Here is a 26,811-nt window from a genome sequence, read left to right as displayed (position 1 = left end):
ACATTGGTCACTTCATAACAGTGTGACGAGAGCTGGTTGGCCCCGGAGTGTAAGCCGGAAATTTTAACGATGAACGGTCCTTGTTCATCGTTAAAATTTTTGGCTTACACAGTAGGGGTCAGGCCCGTCGGAACACATTTCGGCTAGGTAATATTGAGAAGCACACCCAGCCAATCACCACTAAATCAAGCGTTCCACCTTAACCTTTCGTCCCCCATCGAAAGGCTAAGTTAAAAATAATCATTTGCACGGAATGAGGTCAGGACAAAACATCGTTTTGCGTCTGACCTTTTTCATTACATAAATTTCGGAGGTAAAAACATGTTAAAGATTTATACCAAAGTCGGTGACCATGGCAAAACCAAACAAGTTACAGGAAAGATGGTCCCCAAATATGATCTACAAATTGAAGCGTTGGGTGCATTGGATGAACTGGATTCATGGTTAGGCTATGTTGTTTCAGTCCTATCCCCAAAGAGTAAGGAACTTGCGCCGGAGATTCAAACGGTTCAGAGGAATCTTTATGAGCTGCAAGCAGATATTACCGTCAAACGTCACCACAACATCACTTTTGACGATACCAAAAAGCTTGAGGCTGCCATTGATGAAATCATGGCCAAGCTCCCACCAATCAAAGCATTTATCTTACCGGGCGGTAATCAAGCCGGGGCTTCACTCCAATATGCCCGCTCATTGGCAAGACGTGCAGAACGAATGGTCATCGAGTTAAACGATAAGCAGCAGCCGCTTAACGATGAAATTTTCGAATACCTGAACAGGCTTTCAGATTATCTATTTGCTCTCGCACGATATGCCAACTTCTTGGAAGGCTACGAGGAAGTTAAGAGTAAACAATAATCCGAAAAACAATTCAGATTAAAAAACAATCTAAGATGAAATACGATTAAAGCTGATTAACATCAACTTTTGACTGTATCCTATCTTAGATTGTTTTCTTTTAGCTTCTTTTATGTTCGCTAAACATTTATCGTGTGCTCAGTTGACTTCCCACTAATTAATTTGAGTGTGTCATCGAGTGACTGTTTAACCATGTTTCGAACCGCAATATCAGTATAAAAGGCGACATGCGGGGTTAAGAAGACGTTGTCCATTGATTTTAGCTTGGTATAAGCTTTCAGGGGAATATCCCCATCAAATGATTGATTAAAGATTTCTGTTTCGTTTTCAATCACATCAATCCCGGCTCCGGCAATTTGTTTGTGTTCCAACGCTTCTATCAGTGCATCAGTGTCGACAATCGGGCCCCTTGAACAGTTAATAAAGAATGCCGAATCCTTCATCTGCTTAAATTGTTCACTGCCAATCATATGATAATTATCTTCACTCATGTATGTATGCATCGTGATAATATCAGCGTTCTTGAAAATATCTTCCTTGGAAGTATACTCAACCAGGTCACGGAAATCATCATTTTCTTTAATATCGTTTCCAAGGACCCGTGCACCAAACCGCTTGAAGATCTTGGCAACTGTGCTGCCGATTCGGCCAACACCGATGATACCGATAGTCATTTCTGAAAGTTCTCGGGAGCGTAGTCCTTCGACAATGTAATCATCTTTAGCAATGCGGGATTGAAATTGAGGAATGTGACGAACCAGATTTAAAGCATGCGTCAATGTCATTTCAGCAACCGCTTCCGGCGAATAAGACGGAACATTGGTGATCGTCAAACCATTTTCCTTAGCCCACTTTAAATTACATGAATCTACCCCGGCAGATCGTAATGCCAACTGAGTGATGCCATAATCATGTAGCTTTTGATACAAATCAGGCGTATCACTGAGCACACTTCGTTGACGGTAATCAATGCCATCATATCCCTTGGCAAGTTCAACGGTATCGTCATGCAGTTCGACAGAATTAAAGTCAACCTTCACATCCGGATGCTCTGCAGCCCATTCCAACACAAATTCCTTTTCATACCCCAAAATATTGTAAGCTAAAATCTTTTTCATGATTGCACCAGCCTTTGCTTGGATTAAATTATAAAACGATTAAAATTAGATTATAATATACCCCATAAAACAGTTGCTGTCAAAGGAATTTTGGACTCACTACAAGCCAATTTCCTAAGAAAGCCTGCCAGATCGCTTTTTCAGCATACATACCTTTTAAATCTAAAGTTTAAGTGCTTTTCTAATCACCTTTAGAATCTTACGTTGGTCTTCCCCAAAGATTGTTGACTTGCGATACGCAAATCCAATTTTGAACATAAGCTGTGGTTCGTCGTTCAGTCTCAATGAAACAACATTGGGATTGTTGACCTTCACTGCTTGTGTCAGCAGGCTAATGCCAATCCCATCGGCAACCATGTTCACAATACTTTGAGATTCGCTTGATCGGAAAATAACCTGTGGCCGGATGTGATTTTGCTGGGCTAACGTGTGAAATACCCGATCGTGAACAAAATTATTCTTGAACAAAATGAATGATTCGTTTCGTAATTGAGCAAATGAGACGGTTTTCAGCTTCGCCAGAGGATTACTTTTGGCGACAAGGATAGAAAAGGGCTGTTGATTAAACTCATCGATTACTAATTCAGAGTCGGCCACATTGTCCACATAGCCCAAAAAGGAGACATCCAGCTTACCGCTCTTGAGGTCCTGCAACGCAGACAACGAGCCTTCCTCAACAGTTTCAATATTCCCCAAAAGAGATTTTGGCAGCTGCTTGGCAATGAGCGGAAAGTAGTTGGTTTCAATAATTGGCGGCATACCCACTACCAAATGTTTCCGTTGACTATTAGTGATTTCGGTTGAAGCCAGTTGATAATGGTACAGGATTTCCTTAGCATGAACCAACAACTGCTCACCGGTACGGGTCAAAGTAATGGCCTTGTGAGGATTCCCCCTCATGAGAAGTTGACTGTTGAATTCTGACTCAAGCCGCTTCACTGCAGCCGAAATTGTTGGCTGGCTAACTGAGTATTGTTGAGCAACTTTTGAGAAGTTTTTCTCGTTTGATAACGCAACATAATATTTCAAATCATTGATATTCATCTTTATTTCCCCACTTTTAAAGGATTGTGAAGTCTACTATTATTAATCATAATTGAAACTAATCATATTGACTATACAAAGTTTTTCAGACTATCCTTAAAATAATAAGAAAAGGGGAAAATGTTGTGACACAATCAATTTTAAATGATCCATTTAATAACAAGGGAACTGCTTTTACAGAAACTGAACGACAACAGCTGGGACTGGTCGGCATGCTGCCACCTAAGGTTCAAACGCTTGATGAACAGGCTGAACAAGTCTATCAGCAATATCAAACCAAGTCTTCGGATCTGGAAAAACGGATGTATTTGATGAGCATCTTCAACGAAAATCGAGTGCTGTTCTTCAAATCATTTTCACAGCATATGGATGAATTTATGCCTATCGTGTACGACCCAACGATCGCAACAACCGTTGAACGGTATAGTGAGTTCTTCATTCAACCCCAAAATGCTGCATTTTTGTCGATCGACGATCCCGATTCAATCGAGGCCAGTCTTCGAAATGCAGCAAATGGTCGCAAGATTCGCCTGCTGTGTGTGACTGATGGTGAGGGAATCTTGGGAATCGGTGATTGGGGGACCCAAGGAGTTGATATAACCGTTGGTAAACTAATGGTGTATACCGCGGCTGCTGGGATCGACCCAAGTGAAGTCCTCCCAGTTGTCATTGACGCGGGAACCAATAACGAATCATTACTCAAGAATCCATTGTATTTGGGGTTAAAAGAGCATCGAGTTCATGGCGAGCGCTATGACAATTATATTGACCAATTTGTTCAAGCTGTGGAGAAGCTGTTCCCAGACGTTTATTTGCATTTTGAAGACTTTGGCCGATCAAACGCCGCCAATATTTTGAATAAATACAAAGATAATCAGTTAGTCTTTAATGACGACATTCAAGGAACCGGAATTATTGTCCTAGCAGGTGTGATCGGCGCCCTTAATATTTCCAAACAAAAGCTGACCAACCAGACTTACCTGTGCTTTGGTGCCGGAACAGCCGGTGCAGGAATTACCATGCGGGTTTATAATGAAATGGTTGCAGCGGGATTGTCACCCGAAGAGGCCAAAAAGCACTTCTATATGGTTGATAAGCAGGGATTACTATTTGACGATACACCGGATCTCACACCAGAACAGAAACCCTTTGCGAGATCGCGAAGTGAATTTGCGAATGCCGATGAGTTAACCAGCCTACTGTCAGTGGTTAAAGCTGTTCACCCAACTATTCTAGTGGGAACTTCAACTCAACCCGGAACATTTACCGAGGCTGTGATCAAGAAAATGGCAGCGAATACGGAGCGACCAATTATCTTTCCTATCTCCAACCCAACCAAATTAATTGAGGCAAAGGCAGACGATTTGATCAAATGGACTGATGGAAAGGGCCTTATCGCAACAGGTATTCCATCTGACGACGTCAACTATAATGGCGTCACCTATCATATTGGCCAGGCTAACAATGCACTGATTTATCCTGGGCTTGGACTTGGTGCGATTGCCAGTTCCGCTTCCGTTTTAAATGATGCCATGATTTCCGCTGCTGCTCATTCACTTGGCGGAATTGTCGATCCAGCTCAACCAGGTGCTGCAGTCTTACCACCAGTAACCAAGCTCAATCAGTTCTCTGACACGGTCGCTAAAGCCGTTGCCCAGAGCGCAGTCGATCAGAAACTCAACCAGAAACCAATGAAATCAGTTTCCAATGCGATTCAAAAAGCTCAATGGAAGCCAGAATATTAACATGGAGGTCAGCATGACTGAATATCGGATTGAAGAAGATACACTTGGACAGGTTAAAGTGCCAAAAAATGCACTTTGGGGACCCCAAACTGAACGAAGCAGACATAATTTCCCCACCGGACCGCTCATGCCGGTTCAAGTGATCCGCACACTAATCAACATTAAGCTGTGTGCTGCAATCGTGAACGGAACTCAGAAAACTCTGGATCAAACCAAAGCAGACTTGATTGAACAAGCCTGTCGAAAGCTCTTGTCATTGAGTGAAGCGAACCTGATGGCCGACTTCCCGCTTCATGTCTACCAGACCGGATCAGGAACGCAAACCAATATGAATGTTAACGAAGTTATCGCAAACCTTTGTCAGAAGATAGATGATTCAGTGGCTATCCTTCCTAATGACGATGTTAACCATTCCCAGAGTTCCAACGACACCTTTCCCACGGCTATGAACATTTCTGCATTAACCGCCATCCTGCAATTGAAACCGGCAATCGAACACCTGATTGCGGTTCTCAAAGATAAACAGAAACAATATTGGGATGTCGTCAAAATCGGTCGGACTCATTTACAGGATGCCACTCCAATTACATTTGGCCAGGAAATTAGCGGCTGGGTGAGTGCACTGGAACATGACCTTCAATTTGTAAATGAAAACAGCCAAACTTTGCTTGAGTTACCGATCGGCGGGACAGCTGTGGGTACCGGGCTCAATACAACGACGGATTTTGCTGACGCAATGGTCACTGAACTTGCTACGGAATACGATCTACCGTTCAAAACTCAGAACAAGTTCTATGGGTTGGCCAATCATTCCGGCTTAACCGTTACCCATGGCGCTATCCGGACTCTGGCTGCTGATTTGCTAAAGATTGCCAACGATATCCGCTTTCTGGCCAGTGGCCCACGCGCCGGTTATGGGGAACTAAGCATTCCTGCCAACGAACCCGGTTCTTCAATCATGCCGGGCAAAGTAAATCCGACCCAGGCTGAAGCCATGACAATGGCGGCTACTCGGGTGATGGGTAATGACACCACTATTGAAGTGGCTGCCAGTCAAGGAAGCTTCGAGATGAACGTTTATAAGCCGGTCATCATCAATAGTTTTCTGGAATCCGTTAATCTACTTACCGGTATCCTTCACAACTTTACCGATAAGATGGTTGTCGGGATTACGGTCAATCCAGATCGGATGAAGCAGTTGGTCGATAATTCGTTGATGACAGTAACCGCCCTTTCACCACACATCGGTTATCACAAGGCGGCTGAAATTGCTCAACAAGCACATAAGGACGGCACAAAATTAAAAGCTGCCGCTCTCAAGCTGGGTTATGTCACTGCAGAAGATTTTGACAAGTGGATGAAACCTATTAATATGACGAATAATGATCGGAAATAAGAAAGCTGGATTGCGAATGGCAATCCAGTTTTTATATTCTGGGGAATGGAAGCATACTTCCATTTATGCTAGAATTTCGAAATTATGGAACTATACTTCCATTTGCCTTTAATCTCTCTTATAATGGAAGCATAGTTCCATAAGGAGGAATTCTTATGATCCAAAGACCAACTTACCTAAAAAAACTCATTCAGTTTAAGGATAATGAAAACATTAAAATAATCACAGGTGTCAGGCGTGCCGGCAAATCGGTTCTTTTAATGCTGTATCGAGATTATCTGATCTCAAAAGGAATCCCAAAAGAAAATATTGTTTATCTAAATTTTGAAGAATTCTCTTTACTCAAAGTCACTAATCAGGAACAGTTGAGTGAACTCCTTTCAGCTCGACTAAGCAAGGATGCACGAACCTATTTATTGCTTGATGAGATCCAGATGGTTGATGGTTGGCAGCGGGTTGTTAATGCTGTCCGTGTCAGCTACGACTGTGACATCGTTCTCACGGGTTCCAACGCGCACATGCTTTCAGGAGAGCTTGCAACTTTGTTAAGCGGCAGATACGTTGAAATCCCAATTTATCCATTTTCATTCAAGGAATTCTTGATGGCCAAAAATATTGACTCCGATTCTCGGACTGTTGATGCAGCATTCTTGGAATATGAACAATACGGTGGATTTCCTTCAGTCGTACTTGCTGACAAACAAATCAAAGATACTATCTTATCTGGAATTTACGACACAATTATTTTAAATGACGTTTCGATGCGGGCAAACGTTCGTGATACCGATATTTTAAGATCACTGGTTGCCTTTTTGTCTGACAATATCGGTCAACTGGTTCAACCCTCAAAGGTTGCCAACACACTTTCAAGTGATGGGCTCAAAACCAGCAACCATACAATCGAACGTTACCTGACACTCCTTGAAAATGCATTTCTATTTTACCGTGCCCGTCAATACAATATTCGTGGAAAAGATTACCTAAAAACCAGCGGTAAATATTTCATCGTTGATTCTGGGCTACGACGGAACGCACTTGATCATCATCCCGGCAACTATGGCGGACAACTTGAAAACATCGTTTACTTGGAACTTATTCGCCGCGGTTACACCGTGAATGTTGGAAAGCTTGATACAAAAGAAATTGACTTTGTAGCGCGAAAAGTCGATAAGGTGCTTTACGTGCAAGTCACTTATGAAATCCCCAATAATAAGCATGAAACAGACAATCTACTGGACATTAGGGATAACTATGAAAAACTTTTGATTACTCAACGATACTATGAGTTTAAGGAGATTGATGGTATTCCAGTCAAAAACATTGTTGATTGGCTCCTTGAAGATGAATAGACCGTTTTGGACCCTTCTGTTAATTCTAGATTGTTTATCTCATTCATTGGTTACTTGATCTGATCTTTCAATTTTGCAAGTTGATCATAAATCTGAATTTTCGAATAACCACCTGCCCGCAACTCATTATCCGTATATTGATTGAGGCTTGTAAAGAACCACAAACATAAGTTAAAATATTGTTCACCCGCTATGGTAAATTCTAGTCTGGTTAACCGATCAGCAGCTTCACCGAATCTCTGCTCATCGATCAGCTTTTGCAAATCACCCTGATGTGGTAACAGTTCACTCTGCTTTTTGGGAAATATAATCTGGCTGCCACCCCCATCTTTCCCGCCGATCATGTACCCCAAGCCAGCACCAATGGATCGAATTTGTCTAGTCAAAAAATCTTCATCTTGTTCCATTTGATTTCCTCCGTTGAATTAATCGTTTGAGTTCATATATAAGCTAACACCATTGCAGGGAACTCACTAGACGTTAAACCAGTCAACCATCAAATGTAAAAGACAATGTACGGAGCATTATGAAGATCACAAACCAACCGCAAACTTAAGAAGGATGATTATGATGTATGTTACCAAGCAATTAATTCATTTCCGAAAAATGAACCATTACACACAGGATGAACTAGCGAAGAAAATCCTTGTGTCGCGGCAGACAATCTCGCACTGGGAAACAGGAAAAACATATCCAGACATTCAAAGTTTGCTACTACTCTGTGACCTATACAACATCTCACTTGATCAACTCATTCACGATGATGTCCGAGTATTTAAAGCCCAATCCATGCTTGGAAAAACGAGGTGGTTAATAGCAGGAATTGTTTTATGTATTCTACTGACATATTTTTCTTTAATCAGTATGAAGTGGTTCCCATTATTACTTTCAGTAATGGCATTATCTATCAGTACCACCTTGGGCGTTGTGCTGATCATCATTCTAATGACGCAAACCAACTTTCTGCAAATCAACACCTATCAAGAAATATTAAAGTACATTAAAACTGGAGAAATTTCATCGAAATCCAAAATGAGCGTTCAACACAAAATAATTTTAGCGATTCTCGGAGGATTTATCGGGATCGCAATTGGCCTCACATTAACAATTTTAATTGGTATTTACTGGTTGGGTTGGTCTTTCTAATATTTATAACTCAACAAGAAAGGTGACTCTCAAACTCGAGAATCACCTTTCTTTGTTCCGTTCAAAATAGATGCATATTTGTCTACCAAGACTAACGTAAGGTCCACGGCATGCTCCTATTAATCTGCAAATAAATTGACGACCAAATACAACACATACGAACCCAGCAGCCACTGCCAGTATTCACCCAGTGACATCTTCAAAGCACCAAACCAACGCACAAGATAATTGTCACTTTTGATGAACATGTTGTTATGAATGATCCTTAATGTGACAAGCGAGAAAAAGTAAATTGCAGCACCAAATGCCAGCGAATCAATCAGGATTACACCCGCAACAAAGAAATCGCCACGAATAAGATCCACTACTACCTCCAGTAGTGAGATTGCCAACATTGAATAATACCAAACGACCGGAACTACCACTGACCATTTTGTATGGATCAGTGAAAATACCAGATATGTAAGTGGGAACCGCCACGCAAAATATAATGTGTCCGAAATCGTGTATTTTGAAATACCAAAATTGCCCGGGTCATGTAAGGCCATCATATCCCCAAAATGAGGGATAATCGCAATAATAAATATGAGCCAGATTAATCCACCGTACAGCAGCAAAGCCCTTACAATAGATTTGTTAATCTTAATTTTTCCTGTCATGCAAGAACACGTCCCCTAATAAGCCATTTATACTCTCTAACATACCATTATTTTAAAAAATTAAAACCCGGTACAGTTATGCAGACTTCGTTTACTGATTGGAATTATGCTGGGGAGTTATTGGGATATATTAACTATTTTAGGTATTTTTATCTTGGAATTATTGATATAATATTATAGTCGCCTTTCCTCAACTAGCGATAGTTAGGAGGTGCATTGATGTTCCAGTACTTTTTGGATCCGCTTATGGTCGCTCTCATTTCTATTTTGTTTGCACATTGGCTTAAATAAATTACAATTTTTAAGGCGACAACTCGGCCATGAAAAAAGCCCTCAGCAGGACCAACTGCTGGGGGCTTCAGTGCTTCAATGTTCCAATATTTTTTGTGCTTATAATATAGCACATTCAATTATAAATGTAAAGTTTTGGCAATTAACATCAATGAGCGTATTAAATACATATAGTATTTAAAGATAAGTCATGAAGATTCGGGCGAGGAAACACAGATGGGAGATAAACAACGAATTGGTAACATTTTTTGTTATTTCTACTCACAAGAATAGTGTCATCATTATTTGGACTATTAATGATATACTTTGTCAGTACATTATTTTTACAACAAGGAGTCAGCTATGATTAAGTCTTACGGAGAATTTTGGCGTCACATTTTGACATTCAACGCAAAGGCCAACCGATCACAATATTGGTGGCCAATCATTCTCAATTACTTTTTAGGCGGTATCGTCGTAACAATGATTGAAATTGCGTTGGGGCATCCGCTGGAAACCATCTACACTTGGAGTGATCTATACGTTAACAATGTCGGGAAGTTCGTTGTATGTATTGTCTGGATTGGAACATGGTCACTAAAAGTTCGCCGTTTACATGATACCGACCACAGTGGCTGGTGGATTCTGATGCAACTAGTGCCATTTATCGGCGCAATCTGGTTCTTTATTTTGATGATACTGCCAGGAGTTTCCAATTCACGATGGAGTCGAAACCAGAACCAACTTTAATTGAAAATATCAAAAAGACTGATTCCAAACCAACATTGGAATCAGTCTTCTGCGTTATTTAGCAATCTCCTGAAAAGTGCCAATGTCCAAAATCAGTGTCACAGTCAACACTGCGATTATCTGGTAAAGGTCACCTTCCTGAAATTGTCGATCAACAATCGACATGACTGGGTCAAATAATAGATAGGCAGCAGCAAAATTCAGAACACCAAAAATCATTGAAAATAATACCCGCTTAATATTCATAGCAAACGCCTCGCTCTTTCCCGTGAGCAACTAGAAACGCGCTTAATCTCCCAAACCAAAGTTACCATCATAACATATGAGATTCGAAATATCTTACGTTATTATTAGCGTACAAAACATCATTAGGCAAGTCAAGAGAATGGCGTTGAGTTCTCAAAATGTAATATTCCTGTAAAAAAAGGTCCCACAACTGATTAAAAGTAATCAATTATGAGGCCTTTATGCACAATTTTAGTTGTGACGCTTATTAGCTTTTGCTTCATGAATAATTTTCAAAGCCCGCTTACGAATCTTAATGCTTGGGCTTTTCAAGCGGCGATATGCACTCGCTAAATCTTGCTTTTCCATGTCGATCACTCCTTTTCAGAATGAAGAATTACCAGCTGGCCTTATGAACACCAGGGATCTGACCAAGATGAGCATATTTACGGAAGTTCAAACGTGACATGCCGAACTTACGCATATATCCACGAGGACGGCCGTCCAACTCGTCACGATTACGGAGCCGGTTGGGATTGGAATCCTTCGGCAGCTTGGCTAAAGCCTCGTAGTTGCCTTCCTTCTTCAATTCGCGACGAATACTAGCATACTTTGCAATCAATGCTTCTTGACGTTTGTTCTTTTCAATCTTTGACTTTTTTGCCATGTAATACCTCCAAATAATTTATTTTTTTCATTAATGGGTTTTAGGTTATTTTGTGTACACTCAATAGTAACGGTTACTATTATGCCAAGAAATCAGGTTTGTGTCAAGAATTGATTGCTTATATAAATAAAGTCACCCCAGTGTCCCACACACAATGCAAAATCGTGCCGGCCCACAAGTTCTTGGTTCGATAAAAGATCCAACCAAAGATCAGCCCAAGCGGCAAAACATTGGCAATACTAACCAACCAGGATGTCATCGTTAAACCCTCCAGATAATATAATGGAAAATGACTGATTTGAAACAGACACGCCTGAATAATATTAGCCGTCACAATCCCATAACGGTTCATCAAAAGGTTCATGAAGAAGCCACGGAATAAGAACTCTTCAATCAGTCCGGCACCCAAAGTAACACTGATAAACTCGCCGCTTCTGAATGGATTGGCTTGAATATAAAAGCCATGATGGGCACCAAACATGAGAACAAACAAATACCCAATAAACATCGCTAAAACAATCCAGAATATTTTCGGAAAGTTTCCGTTATAAAGTTTGCGTTTCTTGACCCATAATTGATCATTGGTTTGATTGATCCAAATGGCACCAAGTCCCACCATGATAACTGCTTTAATGGCCAGACTGGTCAAATCACTCGCCATTCCAGACACATACTGATCGTTTATAAAATTAATCAGTTCCCGTCCAAAGAACCAAAGGACAACCATGAATCCATAGCTTAGGTAAAAAGTTGTCATTGACCAAGGTTTTCTCAAAATTGCTGCCTACCGTTTCTTATTATTTAGGTTTAGATTATATCACTAAAACAGAACAACAAAAAATGGTCACCGGAAAGTTTCCGATGACCAATAAGATTAAATGAAAAGATTAGTCTCCTGTCTCAACCCAATGCTTGAGGAGATAAACACTCCCGACAGATTCCAATGCTGCAAATCCGAGAAGGTAGACAGTTGCGTAGTAGAGACTGGCAATTGTATCTCCGTTCAGATTGAAGAAGTGGTCGATTACCCCATCAACCCGATTGACAACAATTGAAGATACATATAAGAAGGCAACAACAACGACAACGTACAGGACAAATCTAAAGAATTTCTGACGTGAATCCGGTAGAAAAGCGGTAAGTGCATTCCCGGTTAAATGAATCAAAGTGATTGATGTCCACAAGAGAACGTTGGCAGCAATTGCTAACAGTAGTGCGCCTGTCCCCGTATAAAGCAGGTTCTGGATAAAATCTGGTTTGTCAGCAGCGTAATCTGCAAAGTCTTTCAAAGATTTCATGACTTCATTCCAAAATGGAATTGCGGTGACAAAGATCAAGATTGCCTGAATAATGCCGGCATACATCAATCCGATAAATGAAGACAGCAGGTTAACCGAATATAGTTTGGTATCACTCGCCGGGATCAAACGGTATGAATCGCTGACAAAGATATGTTCACTATTTCGTGATAGCAGGACAAATGCCGCAAACCCGACAACCATTCCATAAGACATGGTATCTGCGATCGGCGTTTCATTCCCCATCGTTCCCCGGTAAACCTGGTACAGAATCGTCAATACAATGGCAATGACATCAATTAATAAAATCCGGTTCATGAGCGTGATCTTTGGTCGAGTGAGTGATTTAAGTAAGCTGTAGAAACTAGTCATCAATATCATTCCCTTCATAAATACTTTCGTAGTATTGTTCGATTCCTTCGGCGTACTTCGAACGAATTTCTTCGGCACTCTTTTGCGTGTAAATGGTGCGATCTTTGATGATCACGACTTCATCCAAGATGCTGGCAATTTCGGAAACATAATGATCGGAAACCAGGATCACCGCATCATCACTCTTCCATTTAATGATACTTTGAATGATCTTCTTTCGAGACATACTGTCAATCCCGCCAAATGGTTCATCCAACAAATAAACTTTGGCGTCCCTTGAAAGGGTCAAACCGATAACCAGTTTCTCTTTCATCCCTTTAGACAGGGCAGACAACCGCAAACCTTCATCAATCTGGAGGAATCCAGCCATTTTATTATACTTTTCAGTAGAGAAGTCGGGGTACACATCCTCGTAAAATCGGATAATCTTGTCAATCCTCATACTTGGGTTAAAGCCATTCAGCTGTTCGCTAAAGCTGACAAATGACTTCTTTACCGGCACGTCTGTTTTCCCATCAATGGTGATACTTCCTGAACCGCCCTTGGCAACCCCGGCAATTAATCGCATCAAAGTTGTTTTACCGGCTCCGTTCTCACCAAGCAGACCAACCGTCTTGCCTTTGCCGATGTTCAAGTTCACATCTTCAAGGATACTGCGATAATTCTTCCGGTAATTCAAATCTTTAATTTCAATCGTGTTCGTCATAATTGCACCTGCTTTCTTTCATTAATATAATTTTCCAAGTAACTCACGATCTCTTCATCGCTCACATTGAGCTTATGGAGGTTTTCATACAAATCTTGAAGTTGTTCTGTAATCAGCATTTTTTTAAGTTTCCCTATTGTGTCCCTGTCTTCTGTCACGAAGTTGCCTTTGCCACGTTGCGGTTCAATAATCTTTTCGGAAATCAGCTCACCGAGTGCTCGCTGAACGGTATTAACATTAACAGTCAAATCAACGGCCAGTTGACGGACAGCCGGCAGCTTGTCGCCTGGGGCCAATTTACCAACAATGATCTCACGATAGATATAATTCTTAATCTGGTAGTAAATTGGGATCTTGTCATCGAACTTCATTGTGCCACCTCCCTAGTGTTATATTTTACTATTACACTATAACGTACAATTTGAGAATGTGCAAGTAAATTGCCGATTAAATGAAATTTGGGCAAAAGAAAACCGCTGTACCAAACAATACAGCGGTTAAATCAATATCAAATTATTAATTATGCACTAATCCCAGCAGTTCCTGCCCATTCGCGTCAATTGCCAATCGAACCAAAACCAACTTGCTGGAATCGATCGGCAAGCCATCAATGTAAACTTCACGATGCTGATCATCATACAGACGGGTGAAGCCTTTCTTTTGAATCGTGTCGGTCAACACTTTCAAGGCCTCACTATCTGGTGTGACTGTCCCAGTATTAATCGTCTGAATTTCTATGCCTTCAGCCAAATGCTCAAACTTGATTTCTCCCAGATCAAAATCGGAAAAATCAATTTGGGTAAGGGCGGCATCAAAGTCTTTTTCATTAATAAACAACGGCTGCTTAATCCAAATCTTGAAGTCCTCGCCATCCCCGGTATCTGTCCAAACTGCTTGCACCGGATATGGTCGGTACTCTTTAAAGCCTTCAATCGGAATCCCTTTGTCAGGACCGCCGCTAATCGCCTTTGCTACTTTGGCAGTCGCTTGTGCCAATCGCATAAAGTCGGGGTCATCAGTATGCTTGGTCGCATGACCCTCGGCAGTGACGTAACTTCTAGTGGTTAAATCCACATAACTTGGTTCCGGATTCCGACTGTACTCACTTGGTTCAAATGTTTCCCAATTAAACATAACAAATTCCCCCTTTGGTTTCGCGGTCAATATATGCTTATTCAAGGGGGAATGCAAGAGAACGGCTTATTGGTTTCCAAAAATTACAATAACCGCCACAAATATCAGGCCGGCAACCGGAATGATCAGGGACCGATTATTGTTCATAAATTCCCAGAAGTTCATTGGCCGATGATTGTCGGCAATGACTATCTGCTTACGTAAATTTTCATCACCCTTAATCAAACTATCCAAGCTGACGGTAAACAAATCACTTAATTGAATCAGTCGTTCAATATCAGGGTATGCCGAACCCACTTCCCACTTGGAAATTGCTTGACGGCTAACGTGCAGTTTTTCAGCCAGTTGGCCCTGTGTCCAGTCCTGCTTTTCACGTTCTTCTTTAATCTGCTTGCCCAACACCATGTGGATCACTTCTCTTTCCTCAATTAATTGTCATTATTATGCCATTAATGAATCATTTTGGCACGCAAATCTTAAGAGCATGGGCATGCAACCAGCAGTTGCATGATTCCAATCACACTTTTCAAATGCATTTTATTGCTTTCGATACCCAACCAATTATAATTAAGGTGAATCAGGTAACCGCTTTCAATGTATAAGGGGGATTTACATTATGGCAATTAAAAACGTAACGGTTGCAGGTAGTGGTGTTTTGGGAAGCCAAATCGCCTACCAAACTGCCTATAAAGGCTTTAAAGTTGTTGTTTACGATATTAACGAAGATGCCATTAACAAGGCAAAAGATCGAATCAAGAATCTGCGTCACATGTACAAGCATGATATTGCAGCCACCGATGCCGATTTTGAAGCCGGACTGTCCCGAATCAGCTATACTTGGGATCTCGCCGAAGCTGTCAAAAACGCCGACTTGGTGATTGAAGCCATTCCGGAACGTCCCGACATTAAGAAGGACTTCTATACTAAGATCGCCAAATTAGCACCTAAAGATGCCATTTTCACCAGCAACTCATCAACTTTGGTACCAAGTATGTTCATGGAAGATACCGGTCGTCCGGCTCAGTTCTTGAACATGCACTTTGCCAACCAAGTTTGGTTGAACAATACCGCTGAAATCATGGGATCACCAAAGACCGATCCTGATATTTATAAGGAAATTGTTCAGTTTGCCCGTGACATTGGCATGATTCCAATTGAATTAAAGAAAGAACAACCAGGCTATATCCTGAACTCACTTTTAATCCCACTGTTGAGTGCGGGTGAAGGCCTTTGGGTCAAGGGCGTTGCCGATCCACAAATGATTGATAAGACCTGGATGGCAGCCACCGGTGCACCCATGGGACCATTTGCAATCTTGGATGTCGTTGGAATCCGAACTGCTTACAACATCACTTTGGCTCAAGCAAAGAACGATAAAGATCCAAACGCTCAAGTTCTTGCCGACAAGCTGAAGGAATTGCTTGATGAAGGCAAGTTGGGTATGGAAGCCGGCGAAGGATTCTACCACTATCCAAATCCAGCTTATAAGGATCCGAACTTTTTGAAGATTTAAGTTAAAATGTATCAAAGCTTCGAGAGAATCATCTCTCGGAGTTTTTTTATTTCTCACACTCGCTAAGAAATATTCACATATTTATTTAATATAATGGCACTTATATGATAAAGTTGAAACAGCACGTTTTACCGGTCTTTTTGCTGAAAGCCACCGGTACTTTCAACGTCAATAATATGCATTCACAGAAATAAGGTGATGTTCCTCATGGGAACCATTCAAGTAAAAAATTTATCGTATCAGTATCTAGACTCAGATCAACCGATCTTCCACAATCTTTCAGTCGACATTGATGATCATTGGAGATTGGGTCTGATTGGTAGAAACGGCCGAGGGAAAACGACCTTTCTCAAGCTTCTATTAGGAAACTTGGATAATCAGGGAGCTATTAAAACGAACATTCAGTTTAGCTATTTTCCAGAATTTCCTTCAGACCCATCACAATCGGTCATGGATGTCATGACAAGTACCGGTGGAGAAGAATGGCAGGCAAGAATTGAACTTGAACACATTGGAATTGGAGAGAGTTATGATCAACGGCCATTTGATTCACTGAGCGGTGGAGAACAAACCCGGGTATTGCTTGCACGCGGGTTTATGACACCCGGATCATTCCCACTGATTGATGAGCCGACAAATCACCTTGATATTAGTGGTCGTAAACTGGTCGGTCAATATCTACGCAGTAAGTCCGGCTTCATTTGTGTTAGCCATGATGAAAGCTTCTTAAATTCATTTGTCGACCACGTCATGTCCTTAAATCGCTCCACTGTTGACATTGTTAGTGGGTCAATCAATGATTGGAAATCCAATAAGGAAATCCGTGACCATTCGGCCGTAGAAAAAAATATCCGACTTAGAAAATCAATCAAGCAACTGGATCACCGCGCTAATCAACAACAAAGATGGGCAGAACAAAAAGAACGAGAAAGTAACGACGCTTCCAGTCGAAAATCGGCCAAGAAAATGATGAAAAGAGTGAAGGCTTTTAAACGACGAGCAAGTGAAAAATCTCAAGAACGCAAAGGACTCCTCAATGATATTGATCAGGTAGATAATTTGACCACTAACATTCAGTCCAATACTGGAAGCAACTTATTTTTCAGCCTCCGTTCATTTTCCATTCTCCGAAACAGCTCGAAACTTTTCTCACCGATCAGTGTCGATTTCCATGCAAATAGTCGTTTAACAATTTATGGTCCAAACGGGGTTGGAAAAACCACACTCATTCAATTCTTACAGCAGAAAGTAGATCTTAACTACGATGGTTATCAGCTGATTACATTGCCGAAGGACATCGGGTATCTCTCTCAAAGCTTTGAATCGTTTGTTCGAAATAGTCCGTTTTTTACAGATGGCCCTTTGGCGGAGCGAACCAATGTCTGGAATATCATGCACCAACTTGGAGTTTCCAGAAGCAGGCTATTGGCATCTCCACAAGAATGGAGTATGGGGGAAACCAAAAAAGCCGCACTAGCGTATACACTTACGAAGCCTCACACTTTACTGATCTGGGACGAACCAACAAATTATCTGGACATCAGTGCCCGGGAACAATTGATCAACTTGGTGAAAGACTCTCAACCTTCATTAATCCTGATTGACCATGATGAACATTTTATTCGTGAAACATCCACTCAACAAGTTGAGTTAAAAAAGCCAGATTGATAAGAATTCAAACGTCTTAATTAAAAATTCAAATCGAATCAAAAAAGGCATCCTAAATCTGATTAAAGATTTTAGGGTGCCGCTTTCGTATATACAGGTGTTATAAAACTCTAGTTACATATTTCTGAATTATCAGTCATTTATCCATCAACTCCCTGCACCAAGTACAATTACTTACTGCTCTTAAACAATCTCCTAAACAGGAAAAAGTTAATCACGCCAAGCAGTGCGAGCATCCCAAATGCTAAGCGACTGCCCACCACGATATTTTCCACATTGGACAGGGTACTGATGTGGACCGATGTCATCATCGTTGCAATCACCGTGGTTCCAAGCGATCCCGCCAACATGTTTCCAGTTCCATAAATGGCGTTGGCATCCTTCTGTTCATCCCTCGGCAAATGCTTCAGGCCATACGCCATACTATTTCCAAAGGCCATTGAACGGCCGGTGGCGTATATCGTATACAGGATAGTGATGACAAGAACCGACATTTCCTGGCCCATCACCATCATGATGGCAATTGGTATCAGGAACAGGGAATTTCCAAGATAAAGCGGCAGCTTACCACCGAACCGGTCGAGCATCCACCCATAAATTGGCTGGCCCAATCCATTCAGCACACTTCCGGGCAACAGAATCAAACCACCAATAAAGGCGGTGGCTCCGTTCACCATCTGAACATAACTCGGCAGCATGAAATTCAAGCCAATGTTGGAGTATTGCAGAAATACATATGGCAAAAAGCTGAATAAGAAGACCGGTCGTTTAAATACCGAAAGCTTAAACAGTGCTTTGTGGCTGGATTTGGACAGCCAGCCAAATGTGCCAAACAAGATGGCACTGACAACCATGTAACTAATAAATTTAATCAGGGCACCGGGCTGGCCCATGATATTGAAGCCCATCAGTAAGGTAATCATTGCCAGGGCCAACACGCCAAACCGCAGCCAATCAAACTCATAATGCTGCGTTGGGGTATATTGTTTGATAATGAAAATGCCCAGGCCAAGGAGGAGAAGGGTGATCGGAACGGTGATCCAAAAAATCATCCGCCAGCTGGCAAACGAAACCACCGCACCCCCAAATGTCGGGCCCAACGCGGGAGCAACCAAAACAATCAAATTAGCCATCCCCATATAGGTGCCTAATTTATGAGCCGGAACAACATCCAAAATAATATTGTTCATCAACGGACCGGTGAGCCCGACACAACCCGCTTGGATGATGCGGCCGACCAATAATACCCAGTAACTTGGTGCCAGCCCACACATCACATCACCAGCGATGAACAATAAGGCGGCGGAAACAAACAACTGCTTGTTGGTAAACCGCCGTTTCAAGAACGCCGATGTAATTGTCAGCAAAGCCACTGTCAGCAGGTAGCCGGTGGTCACCCACTGGACCGTCGGCAGCGAAACGTTAAATTGTTTCATTAAAGTTGGAAAAGTGACGTTCATTGAAGTTTCAGTGAGAACCCCCATGAAGGTCATAAATGCAATCACAGTAATAACTAAGAATGGATGCTGTTTTGCATGATCGTTTTGATCGTTGGTTATGGTATTCACGCTGGTGCCCCCCGAAATTGATTGTAGTCGAATTAGTTCGCAACTAACATACTACCATTTATTCAAGAGAGCTGACAGTTAAATTTAAGGAGTATCAACAACTTCAAACACTTCGCAAATGCATGGGCTTTCCAGTGAAAAGGACTTGCCTTGAAACTTAGCCTGCTTGCGGAAAAGTTGTTTATGAAGCTGCCGCCAATACTTCAACGAGCGGTTCCCTTCACCTTCCAGATAGGCGTGCTCTTGGGATACCCATTTAAATGGGACAATCTCAACCACCTTCAACTGAACGATGCACGCCGGATCACCGTTGCGTTTCAACACAATTCGATAATCACCGACTTTCGGCACTGCCTGATCGGCGTCATAAAAGTCAAACCAGGAGCTGTATGCGGTTTTCTGTCCACGCACCACCATCTCAACCAACATATCAGTTGAGTTCGGCCGGTCGGCAAACGACCAAGTCTCAAAGTTTGTGTGCTGCACTTTATTTCGATTCATAAAATCTTCCCAGTATTCTGTTGCGTCCATTTTTAAAATATCCATATTTAAATCCTCCATTCATTATTGATTAATGGACCCAGTGTACTTTGGGGAGCTTAAATGAAGCTTATACATAAAAAGCCACCCCTTCCTGGCGGCAGCATAATCTAAAATTTGATGTTAAAAAATATTATGTGAACCCGTATCAATTAATGTCAGAACGATCGCATCTTCATCAATCGTATAGATGACAACCCAATTGTCTAACACGTGGTGGTTTGCTTTCGCTAAACGTCCAGGATGAAAAGCTCGATATCCTTTCCAATTGTTTTTCAAGGCATGATCATGTGCTTTCTTGAGTAATTGTTCATCCTGATCATCTATGGCATTCAATACGATTCGAATAAGCTCAACCGGATAATGCATTTTAATAAGCTTCTTTAAGGAGTGGTCAAAGTGTTTAGTCCGTTTTCGAATCATGACGGTCTTCGCTTTCTAATTTTTTTAAATACTTTTCGAAATCTGCATCCGACCCATCACCAATCGTCTCCGATTGGCCATGTTCTGCCTGGTATTTAGCTTCCAAGGCGCTTGGTGAGTTTAAATAATCTCCTTCGCCCATCGCAAGGTTGGCCAATGCCAACTGAATATAATCAGACAAATTAAGCCCAACTTTGGCTAATTGGTCTTTGGCCGCCTGCTTTACTTCTGGAGATACGCGAACACTAATTCTATCAATCTTCTGTGGTGTTTTAGGCATATTGGATCCTCCCTCGTCATACGTATGTCACCCATTTATCTATAATTGATTATATTGATATCTGAACTCATTGTCAATTGGTTTGAAACAATATAAAAAGCCCCGGCATGCCTGCCCGGACTTTCAATTTCATTTCATCATTATTTTCATTTTTCTACTATAAATACATATGTGTCAGGAGTCACCTGCTAAGCATCAACGCTTCCAAATATGTGGGTGGAGCTATCTGAGTTGGCCCGTTCGTTTAATTCGAATGCTGGTATCAACCCCCTTATTGATTGATCAATTACTGTTGCGCAACACTGGTCGTTGCATCTTCTTCGATAGTTTCTTTAATGGCACTGCCTAAACGCTTAATTCCGGTTTGAATTTGTTCCTCAGACATATTGGAATAATTCAATCTGAACGTACCAGGGGTAACCTTGTCAGGGTAGAATGGTTCGCCTGGAACGAAGGCCACATTGTGCTTAATGCAGGTTTTGAATAATTGAATGGTATCTACGTCACCAGGTACTTCGACCCAAATGAACAGGCCGCCTTCTGGATGACTGTAGTTGACGCCGGCTGGGAAATACTTCTCAATGGCTGCCATCATGACGTTCTCACGTTGGCGGTAAACCTTGCGGATCTTAGCAACGTGTTCGTCGATGTTGTATTCTTCCATAAACTTGGCAACAATGTGCTGGGTTAAGTTGTCTGAATGGACATCAGCGGACTGCTTCATCACGCTGTATTTTGGCATTAAGTCCTTATTCATCACAATCCAGCCTAATCTTAAGCCAGGAGCTAAGATTTTGGAGAATGTGCTTAAATAAATGACCCGCTCTTCTTTGTCATAGAACTTAACCGGTTCGATATCGTCGCCGGCAAAACGGATTGCCCCATATGGATCATCTTCCATGATCATGATGTCATATTTGTTGGCAATCTCAATCATCTGCTCACGGCGTTCAGCGGACATGGTTCTGCCGGTTGGATTTTGAAAATTAGGAATCGTGTAGATAAACTTTGTGTTCGGATTTTCAGCAACGGCTTTCTCTAATTGATCCATCTTCATGCCGTCCTCATCCATTTCCACGCCGACAATGTGGGCACCATAACTTCGGAATACATCCAGCGCACATAAATAGGTTGGCTTCTCGACGATCACTGTATCACCAGGATTGACAAACATCTTAGCAGTGATGTCGATTGACTGTTGCGAACCGGTGGTAATCATGATGTTATCCACCGTTGCTTTAATGCCCTGCTTGTTCATGCGTTTGGCAATCTGCTCACGTAATGCCGGATACCCAACCGCTGAAGCATACTGTAATGCTTCACGTCCGCTCTCATCGAAGACTTCGTTGGTCACTTTTTTTAAAGCTTCAATGGGAAATAACTCAGGGGCGGGTAACCCGCCGGCGAAGGAAATGATATCTGGACTGCCTGCGACTTTTAAGATGTCGCCGACTGGATCACTATCGTTTTTTGGAACCCGTTCTGAAAATTGGAAACTCATACGCGAACACCTGCCTTTTCTGAATCATCATGTTTATCGGCCACATTGGTTTGTGGTTTGTGATACTTCCGCATCATTTCAGCCATGTGAACTTCTTGAACCACAAACTCGTGAGTGCGGCAAACATAATCATGTTCCCGACCAATTTTTGCAATATAGCCATTAATATAGTCAACTTCGGTTGGACGACCCTTTGAGAAGTCCTGATACATTGATGGATAATGGTATTTGTATTCTTTACTTACTGTGATAACTGAATCAACTTGTTCTTGACGAGTGGCAATTAGATAAATGCCTGCTCGTTCACATGCATCATATGCTTCATCAAATAATTGTCGTGACATTTGACGAACACCTTCATACTCGATGAACTGACCCATCTGCATTTCAAACATTGTACATAATGTGTTGGTCACCGCGTTAAAGACAACTTTGGACATGCACATGCCTTTCCATTCGTCGGCGAATACTGGTCCTAACTTAGCATTGGTAAAGTCATCGAAGATCGCTTGGGTCTTGGTGTCCGGCTTTTCGTTGTTGTATCGTGCCATATGCATGACTTCATCGCCCTTGGCACCCATGAAATCAATGTCTGCTGGACCATCCATTCGAGTTGCGATCATTGCAGTTCCACAAATAATGTTATCTTTAGGGAAGTACTTCTCGATTTTTTCAAAATGTCCCATGCCGTTCATTGCTGAAAAGACATATTGGTCATCATGGAAGATACCGGCTTTACTGTCGCGTTCCATTTCTTCAGCTAATTGCATTTGCTTCTTAAAGATGATCCAAACATCTGGATGTCCCTTATATTCTTCTGGATAGTAAATGTTGATTGGAACGATGCGACGATTTTCGTGATCACGGGCAACGGTAACACCACCTTGTTGACGGATCTTCTCAACGTTTGGTTCCCAAGTGTCGATGAAGTCAACATCAACTCCGGCATTTTCTTGTAACATAACACCATACCTTACTCCCATTGCTCCTGCGCCAATAATACCGTACTTCATAATGACCACTCCTTCTATTTTTTATTAATCCGACTAAAAAAACGCCCTTTGGTTATAAAAACCAAAGGACGTTAAGTTAACGCGGTACCACCTTAATTTGAATTATCTTCACAGACAATTCCTCAAAACGTACGGGAAAAATACTTCCGATACGTCCGCACGTTAATGGGTGCTACCATCTCACCTCGAAAAGTGAACTTATCGAGTTCGATCTTTCAAATCGTAGTTTTAATGCCCTCACACCGACCAGGCACTCTCTTTGTAAAGCTAAGATTCTAATCCACCGGACCAAATCAATTAGTCGTATTTAAATGTTGAATGAACTATAGCTCATGAACGAAGATCCTGTCAACACCATTTTTTGAAATTAATTAGAAACGTCTCATCAAAATGCCATCTTATCAAGCGTTTGAGAAAGAATAATTATTTTGATTTTTTTGATATTAGGTGTTGGATTCAGTTATAATTAATATATTAATAACTTTAAAACTGGAGGTTAATTGAATGCGAACAGTAATCGGAATTGCAGGTTTATTAGCAATGGCAAGTTGCGTTGGAGCCATTATATTTTTGTTATTGGATAAGATGAACATCGCAGTTCCTCTCTTGGTGGCGGGAACGATTGTCTTAATTGTCACCAAAGTTGCATCGTCTGTCGTTTCTCGCCGCGAACAGAGAAAGTAAGCTCCCCTTAGGGACATCACACAGATACAATCAAGCAAAAAAATGGAGGCGATTCAAATGCGCGCAATTATTGGTTTTGCAGGATTGATTTCGATGGCAATGTGCATCAGTGCCGTCATTTTCTTAATCATGGGTAATCGAACAGTTGCTGTCCCATTGGTCACCGTGGGATTGGTTATTTTGATTGTTTGTTATGGTGCCGCATCATATATCTCGCATACCGACAGGAAAAAATAGAAGTTGAAATAGATACATAAGCTAAACTGGAGGTGACATCATATGCTGATGATTAGAACAATCCGTCAAAGTGACTACTCAAATGTCAGTGACTTGATCCGCAGCACATTTTCCAAAACGTCAAATGGCTATCGCAATGAAGCAGAGCTGGTTGATCGTATTCGAGAAGATCCAACTTATAACAAGCGGTTGGAAGTGGTAGCCGAAAACAACAATCAGATTATTGGGTATGGCCTTCTCAGTGAAATCCAAGTCATAAGCTCTGAATCTTCGGCAACCGGCCTCTGCCTGGCACCATTGACAGTTGACCAAGCTTTTCAGAAAACTGGTGTTGGAACCGCAATCGTTAATGAACTTAAAACCCGGGCAATTCGGCTTGGGTACAAGTTTATCAGTGTCATGGGCTGGCCAGATTATTACCCAAGATTTGGATATGAGAAAGCCAGTAAGTTTGGAATAAAGGCCCCGTTTCCGGTTCCCGATGATGTTTATATGATTAAGGCATTAGTAAAGGGCGGCCTTGATGGGGTTAAAGGAACGGTTAAATATTTATCGGCATTCGATGAATAAGCATAATTGCAAACCAGTTTCCGATTAGTTTTCAATTGTGATTTTAACGTATTTTTGAAAAGCAATGAGATATCAACAAAGACGGTTTCAACATCCCCTCGAGGTTGTTGAAACCGTCTTTCATTTGTCGCAATCGCAAACCGAACACATTACATCTTTTTATCTAATCCAGCAAATTTCCAAATCAACATCAGAGCGATTAATATTAATCCAATAATCGTTAATGCAATTTGCTGCTTAGTTTGATCACCTGTCTGTGGTAATTTATCAGTAGGTGCGTTGACTGGTACAGAAGCTGCTGTACTCTGAGATGTTTGGCCTGAGCTTGGAGTGGATGAATCCTGAGCCACTGCCTTATCTGCCAAACCAGTCTCGTTGGTTGTAATAGTCTCACCTGGATTATTATCATTTCCCGGCGTATTCGGACACGTTGGCTTATTAGGACATGTAGGATTCTTTGGTTCACACGGGTTAATCGGTGTATCCGGAATATAGATGTTCTTCAAGATAATCACACCGTTTTTAACCGGCTGCTGACCAGCTGTTGAGGCCCTGTATCCGTTCGGCACCAGAGTTTCAGCAACTGTGTAGATAATTGGATTACCATCTTTATCAGTTTCTGGTAAATTATCAAACGTTGCCGAGTAATGATTACTTCGATCCAAGGTCACTGTTTTATCGGTCATCTTCCCATTAGCAAACAAAGTAGCGGTAATCGTCGGTGGAATCGTCCCACATGGGATATTGCACCATTCTTTAACTACCTTAATTGAAGTATTTCTTGGCGTAAATACGTTGACCAACGTCACCAACCCGTTATTAGCAACTCGTTGCCCGGTTGTTGTTGACGTATAACCATCCACCACTGTCTCCTCAACGGTATAGGTAATTGGATTGCCGTTTGAATCCGTTTCCGGTAGATTGTCAAATCGGCCTAAGTACCCATTTTGACCATCCAGCGTCAACGTCTGACCCGTTGGCTTTCCATTTGCATACAACGTCACAACAATCCTTGGGGTTTCAACTCCCTTCGGCACGCCATGCCAAACTTTGTTGACAGTAATCGACGTTTTACCAGGTACATATTCATTGGTTAATGTCACCGCGCCGTCTTTTACCGTTTGCATCCCCGATGTTGACGATACATATCCACCAGGAACTGACTCTTCGGCAATCGTATATACTATTTTCTTGCCATCAGCATCGGTTACTGGCAAATCAGTAAATTCTGCTGTCCAATTATTAAGGGCATTCAGTTCGACTTTTTTGTCGGTCTTTACGCCATTTTCATAAAGAACAGCTACAACAGTCGGTTTCACAACGTTTGCTGGGACCCCTTTCCAAATCTTGTTCACTTTGATCTTGGTCTTCTCAGCAATGAATTGGTTATTGAAAGTGATCTTACCGTCTTTGTCTGGTGCTTGATCATCTTTATCAGTTGTGTAACCGTCAACTTTGGTTTCCGCAACCGTATATTTGATCTCGGCTCCCTTGCTGTCAGTCTTTGGTAAATCGGTAAATTCGCCGGTGTACAAATTGCCCTTGTTCAAGGTCAGTGATTTTTCTGTCTTTTCACCATTCTTGTACAGTGTCACGATCACTTCGGGAGTAGCCACACCGTCTGGAACACCTGCCCATAACTTGTTCACGGTAATCTTCGTCTTTTCAGGAATGTACTGGTTGTTAAAAGTTACCTTGCCATCATTATCAGGGGCTTGATCATTCTTATCAGTCGTGTAGCCGTCAACTTTAGTTTCCTCAACTGTATATTTGATCTGGGCTCCCTTTTCGTCGGTCTTCGGTAAATCTTTAAACTCACCGGAGTATTTATTATCCTTATTCAACGTTAATGTTTGAGGCGTCTTCTCACCGTTTTCAAACAGAGTTACGGTCACTTCAGGGGTGACCACACCTTCTGGGACGCCAGCCCATAACTTGTTCACGGCAATCTTCGTCTTTTCAGGAATGTACTGGTTGTTAAAGGTTACCTTGCCGTCGTTGTCCGGTGTTTGATCAGTTTTATCAGTTGTATAACCATCAACTGCGGATTCCACAACTGTATATTTGATCTCGTCCC

Annotated in this window: 31 protein-coding genes; 11 read left to right on the top strand and 20 right to left on the bottom strand. The window is 41.7% G+C overall.

The annotated features are described in order from the left end of the window. The first annotated feature begins 321 nt into the window (after positions 1-321). Positions 322-858, top strand: a complete 537-nt coding sequence (locus FD17_RS11595; RefSeq protein WP_057826336.1) for a cob(I)yrinic acid a,c-diamide adenosyltransferase — start codon at positions 322-324, stop codon at positions 856-858. Between the two features lie 119 nt (positions 859-977). Here FD17_RS11595 and FD17_RS11590 read toward each other — a convergent pair whose 3' ends face one another. Next, complete coding sequence (locus FD17_RS11590) at positions 978-1,976, bottom strand: D-2-hydroxyacid dehydrogenase (protein ID WP_057826335.1); 999 nt, start codon at positions 1,974-1,976, stop codon at positions 978-980. Positions 1,977-2,138: 162 nt separating this feature from the next. Further along, positions 2,139-3,020, bottom strand: coding sequence for a LysR family transcriptional regulator (locus FD17_RS11585; protein WP_057826334.1), 882 nt, complete (start codon positions 3,018-3,020; stop codon positions 2,139-2,141). A gap of 125 nt (positions 3,021-3,145) precedes the next feature. On the opposite strand from FD17_RS11585, the gene FD17_RS11580 reads away from it, so the two are divergent. The 3 genes from FD17_RS11580 (at position 3,146) to FD17_RS11570 (ending at position 7,510) form a co-directional block, all read left to right on the top strand. After that, entirely contained in the window at positions 3,146-4,765 is a 1,620-nt protein-coding gene (locus tag FD17_RS11580) for a malolactic enzyme (RefSeq protein ID WP_057826333.1), read from the top strand. Between the two features lie 13 nt (positions 4,766-4,778). Further along, complete coding sequence (locus FD17_RS11575; protein WP_057826332.1) at positions 4,779-6,161, top strand: class II fumarate hydratase; 1,383 nt, start codon at positions 4,779-4,781, stop codon at positions 6,159-6,161. 155 nt (positions 6,162-6,316) lie between these two features. After that, positions 6,317-7,510, top strand: a complete 1,194-nt coding sequence (locus tag FD17_RS11570) for an ATP-binding protein (protein WP_057826331.1) — start codon at positions 6,317-6,319, stop codon at positions 7,508-7,510. A 50-nt stretch (positions 7,511-7,560) separates the two neighbouring features. Here FD17_RS11570 and FD17_RS11565 read toward each other — a convergent pair whose 3' ends face one another. Further along, positions 7,561-7,917, bottom strand: coding sequence for a DUF6483 family protein (locus FD17_RS11565; RefSeq protein ID WP_057826330.1), 357 nt, complete (start codon positions 7,915-7,917; stop codon positions 7,561-7,563). A gap of 160 nt (positions 7,918-8,077) precedes the next feature. On the opposite strand from FD17_RS11565, the gene FD17_RS11560 reads away from it, so the two are divergent. After that, on the top strand, positions 8,078-8,656 hold the full coding sequence (locus tag FD17_RS11560; protein WP_235803216.1) for a helix-turn-helix transcriptional regulator: 579 nt from the start codon (positions 8,078-8,080) through the stop codon (positions 8,654-8,656). 119 nt (positions 8,657-8,775) lie between these two features. Here the strand turns inward: FD17_RS11560 and FD17_RS11555 are convergent, their stop codons facing one another. Beyond that, positions 8,776-9,315 carry a hypothetical protein gene (locus FD17_RS11555; RefSeq protein ID WP_057826329.1) on the bottom strand — a complete coding sequence of 180 codons (540 nt, stop codon included), beginning with the start codon at positions 9,313-9,315 and terminating at the stop codon, positions 8,776-8,778. 633 nt (positions 9,316-9,948) lie between these two features. On the opposite strand from FD17_RS11555, the gene FD17_RS11550 reads away from it, so the two are divergent. Next, complete coding sequence (locus FD17_RS11550; RefSeq protein ID WP_057826328.1) at positions 9,949-10,335, top strand: DUF805 domain-containing protein; 387 nt, start codon at positions 9,949-9,951, stop codon at positions 10,333-10,335. 54 nt (positions 10,336-10,389) lie between these two features. On the opposite strand, the gene FD17_RS11545 is transcribed toward FD17_RS11550, so the two are convergent. From FD17_RS11545 to FD17_RS11510, 9 genes are all read right to left on the bottom strand, one after another. Further along, positions 10,390-10,581: a hypothetical protein gene (locus FD17_RS11545; protein WP_057826327.1), complete on the bottom strand. Its 192-nt coding sequence runs from the start codon at positions 10,579-10,581 to the stop codon at positions 10,390-10,392. Between the two features lie 231 nt (positions 10,582-10,812). Continuing rightward, a complete protein-coding gene (locus tag FD17_RS13215; RefSeq protein ID WP_141736997.1) occupies positions 10,813-10,929 on the bottom strand; it encodes a putative metal homeostasis protein in 117 nt (38 codons plus the stop codon). 28 nt (positions 10,930-10,957) lie between these two features. Beyond that, entirely contained in the window at positions 10,958-11,227 is a 270-nt protein-coding gene (gene rpsN, locus FD17_RS11540) for a 30S ribosomal protein S14 (protein ID WP_057826326.1), read from the bottom strand. Between the two features lie 118 nt (positions 11,228-11,345). Then, positions 11,346-11,984 carry a CPBP family intramembrane glutamic endopeptidase gene (locus FD17_RS11535; RefSeq protein ID WP_082617214.1) on the bottom strand — a complete coding sequence of 213 codons (639 nt, stop codon included), beginning with the start codon at positions 11,982-11,984 and terminating at the stop codon, positions 11,346-11,348. 130 nt (positions 11,985-12,114) lie between these two features. Further along, complete coding sequence (locus FD17_RS11530) at positions 12,115-12,897, bottom strand: hypothetical protein (protein ID WP_057826338.1); 783 nt, start codon at positions 12,895-12,897, stop codon at positions 12,115-12,117. Further along, on the bottom strand, positions 12,890-13,603 hold the full coding sequence (locus FD17_RS11525; protein ID WP_057826324.1) for an ATP-binding cassette domain-containing protein: 714 nt from the start codon (positions 13,601-13,603) through the stop codon (positions 12,890-12,892). Before FD17_RS11525 ends, FD17_RS11530 begins: the two co-directional genes overlap by 8 nt. Beyond that, positions 13,600-13,974 carry a GntR family transcriptional regulator gene (locus FD17_RS11520; RefSeq protein ID WP_057826323.1) on the bottom strand — a complete coding sequence of 125 codons (375 nt, stop codon included), beginning with the start codon at positions 13,972-13,974 and terminating at the stop codon, positions 13,600-13,602. The genes FD17_RS11525 and FD17_RS11520 overlap by 4 nt, the downstream gene beginning before the upstream one ends. Positions 13,975-14,119: 145 nt before the next feature. Next, positions 14,120-14,737, bottom strand: coding sequence for a hypothetical protein (locus FD17_RS11515; RefSeq protein ID WP_057826322.1), 618 nt, complete (start codon positions 14,735-14,737; stop codon positions 14,120-14,122). Between the two features lie 66 nt (positions 14,738-14,803). Continuing rightward, positions 14,804-15,142: a helix-turn-helix domain-containing protein gene (locus FD17_RS11510; RefSeq protein ID WP_057826321.1), complete on the bottom strand. Its 339-nt coding sequence runs from the start codon at positions 15,140-15,142 to the stop codon at positions 14,804-14,806. Positions 15,143-15,353: 211 nt separating this feature from the next. Here FD17_RS11510 and FD17_RS11505 point away from each other — a divergent pair, with 211 nt between their 5' ends. Both FD17_RS11505 and FD17_RS11500 read left to right on the top strand, forming a co-directional pair. Next, a complete protein-coding gene (locus FD17_RS11505; protein ID WP_057826320.1) occupies positions 15,354-16,250 on the top strand; it encodes a 3-hydroxyacyl-CoA dehydrogenase in 897 nt (298 codons plus the stop codon). Between the two features lie 207 nt (positions 16,251-16,457). Continuing rightward, positions 16,458-17,918, top strand: coding sequence for an ATP-binding cassette domain-containing protein (locus FD17_RS11500; protein ID WP_057826319.1), 1,461 nt, complete (start codon positions 16,458-16,460; stop codon positions 17,916-17,918). A 170-nt stretch (positions 17,919-18,088) separates the two neighbouring features. On the opposite strand, the gene FD17_RS11495 is transcribed toward FD17_RS11500, so the two are convergent. The 6 genes from FD17_RS11495 to FD17_RS11470 form a co-directional block, all read right to left on the bottom strand. Continuing rightward, positions 18,089-19,486 (bottom strand): MFS transporter, encoded by a 1,398-nt coding sequence (locus tag FD17_RS11495; RefSeq protein ID WP_057826318.1) that lies wholly within the window; start codon positions 19,484-19,486, stop codon positions 18,089-18,091. A gap of 84 nt (positions 19,487-19,570) precedes the next feature. Continuing rightward, the gene (locus FD17_RS11490) at positions 19,571-20,032 is read right to left on the bottom strand and encodes an ASCH domain-containing protein (protein ID WP_057826317.1); all 462 of its coding nucleotides are present in this window, start codon (positions 20,030-20,032) and stop codon (positions 19,571-19,573) included. 117 nt (positions 20,033-20,149) lie between these two features. After that, positions 20,150-20,395 carry a type II toxin-antitoxin system mRNA interferase toxin, RelE/StbE family gene (locus FD17_RS11485; RefSeq protein WP_235803215.1) on the bottom strand — a complete coding sequence of 82 codons (246 nt, stop codon included), beginning with the start codon at positions 20,393-20,395 and terminating at the stop codon, positions 20,150-20,152. A gap of 34 nt (positions 20,396-20,429) precedes the next feature. Continuing rightward, positions 20,430-20,729 (bottom strand): type II toxin-antitoxin system RelB/DinJ family antitoxin, encoded by a 300-nt coding sequence (locus FD17_RS11480; protein WP_057826315.1) that lies wholly within the window; start codon positions 20,727-20,729, stop codon positions 20,430-20,432. Positions 20,730-21,015: 286 nt separating this feature from the next. Further along, a complete protein-coding gene (locus FD17_RS11475) occupies positions 21,016-22,230 on the bottom strand; it encodes an aminotransferase-like domain-containing protein (protein ID WP_057826314.1) in 1,215 nt (404 codons plus the stop codon). After that, positions 22,227-23,243, bottom strand: a complete 1,017-nt coding sequence (locus tag FD17_RS11470; RefSeq protein ID WP_057826313.1) for a ketopantoate reductase family protein — start codon at positions 23,241-23,243, stop codon at positions 22,227-22,229. Before FD17_RS11470 ends, FD17_RS11475 begins: the two co-directional genes overlap by 4 nt. 504 nt (positions 23,244-23,747) lie before the next feature. Here FD17_RS11470 and FD17_RS11465 point away from each other — a divergent pair. From FD17_RS11465 to FD17_RS11455, 3 genes are read left to right on the top strand one after another with little or no spacing between them, the layout of a single operon-like run. Further along, positions 23,748-23,927 carry a hypothetical protein gene (locus FD17_RS11465; protein WP_057826312.1) on the top strand — a complete coding sequence of 60 codons (180 nt, stop codon included), beginning with the start codon at positions 23,748-23,750 and terminating at the stop codon, positions 23,925-23,927. 57 nt (positions 23,928-23,984) lie between these two features. Continuing rightward, positions 23,985-24,164, top strand: a complete 180-nt coding sequence (locus tag FD17_RS11460) for a hypothetical protein (RefSeq protein ID WP_057826311.1) — start codon at positions 23,985-23,987, stop codon at positions 24,162-24,164. A gap of 42 nt (positions 24,165-24,206) precedes the next feature. Then, positions 24,207-24,734: a GNAT family N-acetyltransferase gene (locus FD17_RS11455; protein WP_191983142.1), complete on the top strand. Its 528-nt coding sequence runs from the start codon at positions 24,207-24,209 to the stop codon at positions 24,732-24,734. Between the two features lie 149 nt (positions 24,735-24,883). Here the strand turns inward: FD17_RS11455 and FD17_RS11450 are convergent. Further along, positions 24,884-26,811 (bottom strand): Cna B-type domain-containing protein (locus tag FD17_RS11450; protein ID WP_156653628.1); only part of this gene is annotated, 1,928 nt, incomplete at its 5' end.

This window comes from Lentilactobacillus sunkii DSM 19904 (assembly GCF_001435575.1).
Classification (GTDB): Bacteria; Bacillota; Bacilli; order Lactobacillales; family Lactobacillaceae; genus Lentilactobacillus; species Lentilactobacillus sunkii.
Note: the sequence above shows the minus strand (reverse complement) of the source record. Positions and strands in the feature narration are given on the sequence as shown.

Bases quoted from the DNA above. Each gene is read 5' to 3' on its own strand.
- FD17_RS11590 (WP_057826335.1), bottom strand. From the start codon at position 1,976: ATGAAAAAGATTTTAGCTTACAATATTTTGGGGTATGAAAAGGAATTT.
- FD17_RS11565 (WP_057826330.1), bottom strand. From the start codon at position 7,917: ATGGAACAAGATGAAGATTTTTTGACTAGACAAATTCGATCCATTGGT.
- FD17_RS11550 (WP_057826328.1), top strand. From the start codon at position 9,949: ATGATTAAGTCTTACGGAGAATTTTGGCGTCACATTTTGACATTCAAC.
- FD17_RS11560 (WP_235803216.1), top strand. From the start codon at position 8,078: ATGATGTATGTTACCAAGCAATTAATTCATTTCCGAAAAATGAACCAT.
- FD17_RS11555 (WP_057826329.1), bottom strand. From the start codon at position 9,315: ATGACAGGAAAAATTAAGATTAACAAATCTATTGTAAGGGCTTTGCTG.
- FD17_RS11510 (WP_057826321.1), bottom strand. From the start codon at position 15,142: ATGGTGTTGGGCAAGCAGATTAAAGAAGAACGTGAAAAGCAGGACTGG.
- FD17_RS11575 (WP_057826332.1), top strand. From the start codon at position 4,779: ATGACTGAATATCGGATTGAAGAAGATACACTTGGACAGGTTAAAGTG.
- FD17_RS11585 (WP_057826334.1), bottom strand. From the start codon at position 3,020: ATGAATATCAATGATTTGAAATATTATGTTGCGTTATCAAACGAGAAA.
- FD17_RS11520 (WP_057826323.1), bottom strand. From the start codon at position 13,974: ATGAAGTTCGATGACAAGATCCCAATTTACTACCAGATTAAGAATTAT.
- FD17_RS11570 (WP_057826331.1), top strand. From the start codon at position 6,317: ATGATCCAAAGACCAACTTACCTAAAAAAACTCATTCAGTTTAAGGAT.
- FD17_RS11470 (WP_057826313.1), bottom strand. From the start codon at position 23,243: ATGAAGTACGGTATTATTGGCGCAGGAGCAATGGGAGTAAGGTATGGT.
- FD17_RS11480 (WP_057826315.1), bottom strand. From the start codon at position 20,729: ATGCCTAAAACACCACAGAAGATTGATAGAATTAGTGTTCGCGTATCT.
- FD17_RS11500 (WP_057826319.1), top strand. From the start codon at position 16,458: ATGGGAACCATTCAAGTAAAAAATTTATCGTATCAGTATCTAGACTCA.
- FD17_RS11455 (WP_191983142.1), top strand. From the start codon at position 24,207: ATGCTGATGATTAGAACAATCCGTCAAAGTGACTACTCAAATGTCAGT.
- FD17_RS11545 (WP_057826327.1), bottom strand. From the start codon at position 10,581: ATGAATATTAAGCGGGTATTATTTTCAATGATTTTTGGTGTTCTGAAT.
- FD17_RS11525 (WP_057826324.1), bottom strand. From the start codon at position 13,603: ATGACGAACACGATTGAAATTAAAGATTTGAATTACCGGAAGAATTAT.
- FD17_RS11505 (WP_057826320.1), top strand. From the start codon at position 15,354: ATGGCAATTAAAAACGTAACGGTTGCAGGTAGTGGTGTTTTGGGAAGC.
- FD17_RS11515 (WP_057826322.1), bottom strand. From the start codon at position 14,737: ATGTTTAATTGGGAAACATTTGAACCAAGTGAGTACAGTCGGAATCCG.
- FD17_RS11535 (WP_082617214.1), bottom strand. From the start codon at position 11,984: ATGACAACTTTTTACCTAAGCTATGGATTCATGGTTGTCCTTTGGTTC.
- FD17_RS11465 (WP_057826312.1), top strand. From the start codon at position 23,748: ATGCGAACAGTAATCGGAATTGCAGGTTTATTAGCAATGGCAAGTTGC.
- FD17_RS11485 (WP_235803215.1), bottom strand. From the start codon at position 20,395: ATGCATTATCCGGTTGAGCTTATTCGAATCGTATTGAATGCCATAGAT.
- FD17_RS11530 (WP_057826338.1), bottom strand. From the start codon at position 12,897: ATGACTAGTTTCTACAGCTTACTTAAATCACTCACTCGACCAAAGATC.
- FD17_RS13215 (WP_141736997.1), bottom strand. From the start codon at position 10,929: ATGGAAAAGCAAGATTTAGCGAGTGCATATCGCCGCTTGAAAAGCCCA.
- FD17_RS11490 (WP_057826317.1), bottom strand. From the start codon at position 20,032: ATGGATATTTTAAAAATGGACGCAACAGAATACTGGGAAGATTTTATG.
- FD17_RS11595 (WP_057826336.1), top strand. From the start codon at position 322: ATGTTAAAGATTTATACCAAAGTCGGTGACCATGGCAAAACCAAACAA.
- FD17_RS11460 (WP_057826311.1), top strand. From the start codon at position 23,985: ATGCGCGCAATTATTGGTTTTGCAGGATTGATTTCGATGGCAATGTGC.
- FD17_RS11475 (WP_057826314.1), bottom strand. From the start codon at position 22,230: ATGAGTTTCCAATTTTCAGAACGGGTTCCAAAAAACGATAGTGATCCA.
- rpsN (WP_057826326.1), bottom strand. From the start codon at position 11,227: ATGGCAAAAAAGTCAAAGATTGAAAAGAACAAACGTCAAGAAGCATTG.